Origin of the sequence: Microcoleus sp. Pol12B5 (assembly GCF_036701335.1) — a bacterium.
Taxonomy (GTDB): domain Bacteria; phylum Cyanobacteriota; class Cyanobacteriia; order Cyanobacteriales; family Microcoleaceae; genus Microcoleus.
Window position 1 is genome coordinate 18292 of sequence record NZ_JAUBQQ010000083.1, and the last position, 5728, is coordinate 24019.

Below are 5728 nucleotides of genomic sequence, written 5' to 3' on the forward strand. Positions count from 1 at the left end.
AGGCTGATTACTCAACAAATATTACCTCCGGCGATCGAAGGACAGGAAGGTTTTGGCGTACTCGCTTCCCCTACGGGCGCACAGGGTGGAACGCTTACAGAAAACGGCGTCCCCGCCCCCCTAATAATGACAGGCACTTATTCTACTACTGTGCCGCCAACAGGAACAAAAACAGTGGCGATCGGGGCAAACATGGGACTTGGGTTTAGCTCCGACTTGATAGGCAAATACGTGTCGATGGTAATTCCGAATCAACTAGCTGGAATTGTCCGGCTCAACGAAGCAGCACCCTTAGATCGCTGCCAGATCGATATTTGCGGTCAGACTCGAACGCAAAAGAGGTGGCATTTAAAAGTTTACGAAGCGCTGCTAAATCCGGCTGAAGGCGACATCCCGCTAGGTAACGATCAAAAGGTAGATATTGCCTACACAATTGTCACGGGCGGGCGGTGTAGACCTTACGAATGGGAATGGCTGCCACAACAACGAGTTTGCTGATTTTAACCTATGAAAAGCTTATTGTTTTGGCTGGGGCTTCAAGTAATTGTGATTGCCCCAGTTCCTTTTTCAAGATTATCTTCTTTTCAGAGTCTCACTGAAGAATTGACTAAAGTGTGGGAAAACCTGGGCGGCGACACTGCATTACTACTTGCAAATCACTGGACGCTATTACAGCAAATCGCAGACTTATTTCCTCGACTCGATACACCGCCACAGCCAATTGTCTACGGTTGGGACGTATCACTAATGGAACCTGAAGATGTGCAATTGATGTTTCTGTGTCAGATTGAAGGTGATGGCAAGCAAACCCAAGCATTCCCTAGTAAACTTCTAGCTCTCCATCAATCAGAATTTAATACGACAACTGAAGTAGCTTTTGAACCGCAAGAAGGAGACGACATTGAAAATTGGAACCCGCCAATTAAAAGCTGCGGCGATTTTGTGATTGACACGATCGGGCAACTAATTGCTGCAACAAGTGTTCGAGATACACTAGCTTTGTACGATCGGTTTGACCTTAGTACAATCAATTTATTGGTGCAAGCTTACAACGCTTCACAGGAATCTCCAGAGGATCGACGCAAGCAATATCTGGCAGATAGTTACAAAAAATATAAAGAACAAAACGCAGATATTATTAATAAAGCGTTAGGGCTAGATACGGCAGATTTTGACTTAAACAAAATGTTTGCCAACATTCCTACCAACCCAGAAGGTGAAACGTGAGTGACTTAGACGATTTATTCAGTAGTAGCAGACAAGATTCATTCTTGCCGGGACTGTTTGCAAACGCCTACACAGGGCAAGGAACAGCACGAGATAGAGGGCAGTTTACGGAACTAAAAGCAAGTCGCAAATTAGCTCCCGGCGAAATTGACCACCTGTACGAATATCACTGGATGGTGCAGAACCTGGTTGATGTGTTGCCTGATGAATGCACTAGAGAATGGATTGAATATCAGATTACTGGCGAAGACAAAGCGCCAGAGTTAATTGGTCAGTTTATTGAATACCAAGACCGACTGGTTGATGACGTTGGCGACGAAATATCAACCGCCGATATATTCAACGAAGCTATGAGGGAAGAACGACTGACTGGCGGATCGGCTATTTATATTGATATTGACGACGGACGAGAAGCTTCAGAAGAAGTAGATGAAAAAAATATTAAAACTATCAATTTTCTGCGAGTGTTTGATCGATGGGCTGTTACCCCAGAGCGAAACGTTACGCTAGAGAAAAATGAAAATTTTCTAATGCAAGACGATCTGATATGGGACATGAGCCGTCCAACTCATTATCGGTTGAATCTAGGACGGAATATTGGACGCAAAAACTCAGGATTGATTCACCGATCGCGCGTGTTGAGGTTTGGTGGCGCTACCCGATTAAGTTACCGCTCTAGACAGCGCAACCAAGGATGGGGAAACTCAGTAATCGAAACATTTGCTCAGCCACTTGCTCGGTACGATATGGCAATTAGTTTGGTGGCTTCTTTGTTACCTGAAATTATCAAAAAAACTTGGAAAATTAAAGATTTATTCAAAATGATTATAGCGGGGAATGAAGAAATCCTGCGAAAACGAATTGCTGAAGCTGCAATGATGGAATCGAGTTTCAAGTACAGAGTAATCGACAAAGATACAGAAGACATAGAAGAAAGTTCCCTAAACTTTGAGGGCATCTTTGGAGCGGTAGAAAAGGCAATTGATGAATGCGTTGCTGCGTCAAACTTACCTCGCACCTATCTTTTGGGAGTATCGCCAGCGGGCAAATTAGGGGTTAGTGGCGGTAGCGAACAGACCGATATGAACAAAACCGTCCGCCAATACCAGAACAGACACATAAAGCGCCAACTGAACCGATTCCACTGGCTGTGCTGGCTTGCCAAAGACTCACCGACGAAAGGTAATATGCCCAACGGCTTTCGATGGAATTTTGTAGACACCCACCCAATGACTGAACTTGAAAAAGCCAACATATTCTCTATTTACGGTGGGAGTTTAAATGGCTATATTAGTTCTCAAGTATTATTGCCAGAAGAAGTTGCTAATTCAGTTTTTGGCGGCACGACTCCGCAATATAATATCAACTTAGATGTTGATAAACGTAAAAAACTAGAAGACGAACAGAATGCGCCACCAACAGAGCTAAGTGGAGACGACGCAGGAACCTTTGAGGAAGAAGAGTAATGAATTATCGCACAGACGCCAACAACGAACCCGCCAAAGAAGTTCGATCCTGGAATGGAATTCCGTTAAACATTACCACCAAAACAGGGGAGCCACGATTTTCATTTGCCCCGCCGATGTCCTGCGATTACGGCTGTATTCGTGGCTCATGGGGAGCTGGCTTGGACGGTAAAGCTTTGGACGTGTATGTCGTTAGCGACGCGCCGACAGTTTTTAAGGTTGTGCAGATAACTCCGGCAGGAGCGATCGACGAGTACAAGTATGTTTTAGGCGCTCGGGATTTTGATGAAGCTGTTGAGACATTTCTCAAACACGTCCCCCGGCAATTGTTTGGGGCTGCTAGTCAGTATTCTATCTCCCAACTGCAAGACGATATAGGATCGAACTCCAAGGTCAAGAGGGATGCTGATGAGGTAGCAGTGTTTGTTGAGCAGTTGGAAGAGTTGATCGAAAGTGATGATGCTTATAGCTCAAACGTCTATGTGATGTCGTTTGAAATTGCGGAAAGTGGCGACATCTCTGGGAAATTCAAGGACGCTTGGAACGGTCGAATATTTACCTACTCTGTCGAGAAAAGCCGAATTGGGTATAAGCCTGCATTGACGCTTGATCGAGTTGACAGTGCATCCGCTAAGCTGTTTGATGTTTTCTCTGCTGGCTATGCTTCGTTAACTACAAATACAGATGCTATTAAAAATGGCAAAAAACCACGCTGTACCGCAGTTAGTTATAGTTGCGGAAAAATTTGCCTTTCGCTTCAAAACACTTGCTGGATTAACAGCGCAGGGCAAAAAGTGAAGAAGGCAGGCGGGGCTGTAGCTAGCATCAGCCAAGGACGAATTGACAAACTCAGGACGCTAGCAAGGTATTTGGCAGCGAACGGGAACAACAAATGGTCAAAGTATGGCACATCCAAAAAACTAGAAAGCAAAGCTAATCTCTTAGAAAAGCAAAGGGCTAATCTTTTTAAGAGAAAAGCAAATTCTGCCAAGAAAACATCAAATTTTAACTTCCCGCCTTATGACGCAAAAACTAGACAATTACCCCCTGAATACAAATTAATTGGAGATGGAATATCCGGAAACGTCTATTTAGATAAAAGAGACTCGCGAAATCCTAAAGCATTAAAATACGCTAAAGCTACAGACGAACCTCTAACTATTAATGCAGCTAAAGCAATGGGCGATCTAGGAATAGCGCCTAAAGTATATGGCGCTATTTTTGAAGAAGGCAAAGTTAATGCGATAGCTATGGAATATTTGGATGGATATAAAACTTTGGGCGGGGGTAGCGACCTGTACAAAGAAGAAGAGGAAGAGGAGCAAGAATTTCTACAAGAAAAAGAAAGTGACTTACTTGTAAAAAATATACTTAAAATAACAAAAATTGCCCATGACAATGGTTTTACTCCACCAGATATGCACCAAGAAAACTTAATGTACAACCCCAAAACTTTTGACGTTAAGTTTATTGATGTAGACGATAGCGCAAGAGATAGTTATAAGGGAATGGCAACACAGTTACTTGGTCATCAAGAAAGTTGGCGACCAATGCTAGCTCAAAAAGCAAACTGGTATGCCAGTACAAAAATACCAAAAAAAGATTATAAGGAGTTCAAAAAACTTCAAGATGCTGTAGCACGTAGCCTAGACAATCAAGGGAGCAGAGAAAATCCAGCGGCGAGTCCTGATAAAGCTGGGAAAGACAATTTTTCGGAAGATCAGTACAAAGAGATAGTTGAAAAAGCGTACAAACTACTAGGGATTGACTAATGGAATATAACGAATACAAACCACTGAGGGATGAACGTAAGCTTATTCTTGACAAAATAAGAAAAGGCAACACTTCCCAGCAATTAATTGACAGACTTGATGTTGTCAGAGAAAGACTAAAGAAAGATCCCCCTTCTTTAGCCGCTTTATATGGATGCGTGGGAGAATAATATGATTCAGCAATTCAAAGTTAAGAGAGATGCTAACGAATTAACAGAGTTTGTTGAACAATTAGAAGAGTTAATTGAGGGCAATGACGCATACAGCTCAAACGTAAACGTGCTGTCATTTGTCATCGGAGAAAACGGCGATGTAACAGGCAAATTCCAAGACGCATGGAATAGACGAATTTTTAGCTATTCCATTCAAAAAAATCGAATCGGATACAAGCCTGCGATCGCCACAGCCAACACTGACAGCGCCACAGAGTCAAGATTACTTGACCTTTTCTCACTAGGTTACACGTCGCTGGCACTCAACTACGACGCGGTTAAGGGTGGTAAAAAGCCACGCTGTACAGCTATTAGTTACAGTTGCGGGAGTATTTGCATTCCCCTACAACACACCTGTTGGATTAACAGTGCGGGGCAGGAAACTAAACGAGCTGGAGGCTCGATCGAGAGTATCAGCCAAGGACGTATCGATAAAATCCGGGCTTTGGCTAAATATTTAGACTCCAAGGGAAACAATAAATGGTCACGGTACGGCAGCGCCAATGAACTGAAAGCAAAAGCAAGCGCGTTAGAAAAGGAACGGGCGGGAGCATTCAAGGCTGGAGTTAAGAAGCGGCCGCCGATCGACCCGTTTGTCGTAGGATTGAAAAAGGCGTTTGATTCTGGCAACTTTGCTGAAGCGAAAATTCTTGCACGAGAAGCCGCGGGCAAAATGAAATCGGGTGAGGAAGTTGCCAGCTATTTGCAGAAAATATCTGAGTCGATCGGCGGCGAACAAAAGTTAATAGCTGACAAAAAACAAGAAATAATTAAACAAGCTAATAGAATCCAAGAGACAAAAGGGCGAAAAGAAGCTAAAAAGTTTTATTCAGAGAATTGGAACTCAGAGGTTGAAGAAAGAAGTAAAAAATATGAAACTTTTATTTCTGAAGTTGCTCGCGAATTTTTATATGTAAATCCACCATCAAAAATGAAAGGAGTTGAGGCTGGGTTGGCAAATCCCAAAAACGGCAAAAGAACCGGGTCGTTAAACTCAGAGCAATTCAGCAAGCTTGCATCAGGAATAGCCGCATTCAAAAAAATGGTAGGC

Annotated in this window: 5 protein-coding genes; all 5 read left to right on the plus strand. The window is 43.2% G+C overall.

Features of this window, described 5'->3' with window-relative positions; translation table 11 throughout:
* Positions 1-498, plus strand: a 498-nt coding sequence (locus QUA24_RS24105) for a hypothetical protein (RefSeq protein ID WP_333232672.1), incomplete at its 5' end; no start/stop codon positions are given.
* Positions 499-507: 9 nt separating this feature from the next.
* Positions 508-1227 (plus strand): hypothetical protein, encoded by a 720-nt coding sequence (locus QUA24_RS24110; RefSeq protein WP_333232673.1) that lies wholly within the window; start codon positions 508-510, stop codon positions 1225-1227.
* Complete coding sequence (locus tag QUA24_RS24115) at positions 1224-2693, plus strand: anti-CBASS protein Acb1 family protein (protein WP_333232675.1); 1470 nt, start codon at positions 1224-1226, stop codon at positions 2691-2693. Before QUA24_RS24110 ends, QUA24_RS24115 begins: the two co-directional genes overlap by 4 nt.
* Positions 2693-4465: a hypothetical protein gene (locus QUA24_RS24120; protein ID WP_333232676.1), complete on the plus strand. Its 1773-nt coding sequence runs from the start codon at positions 2693-2695 to the stop codon at positions 4463-4465. The genes QUA24_RS24115 and QUA24_RS24120 overlap by 1 nt, the downstream gene beginning before the upstream one ends.
* Before the next feature lie 171 nt (positions 4466-4636).
* A partial coding sequence (locus QUA24_RS24125) for a hypothetical protein (RefSeq protein ID WP_333232677.1) occupies positions 4637-5728 on the plus strand: 1092 nt, incomplete at its 3' end.

Coding starts and splice junctions, on each gene's coding strand:
- QUA24_RS24110 (WP_333232673.1), top strand. CDS start 508: ATGAAAAGCTTATTGTTTTGGCTGGGGCTTCAAGTAATTGTGATTGCC.
- QUA24_RS24120 (WP_333232676.1), top strand. CDS start 2,693: ATGAATTATCGCACAGACGCCAACAACGAACCCGCCAAAGAAGTTCGA.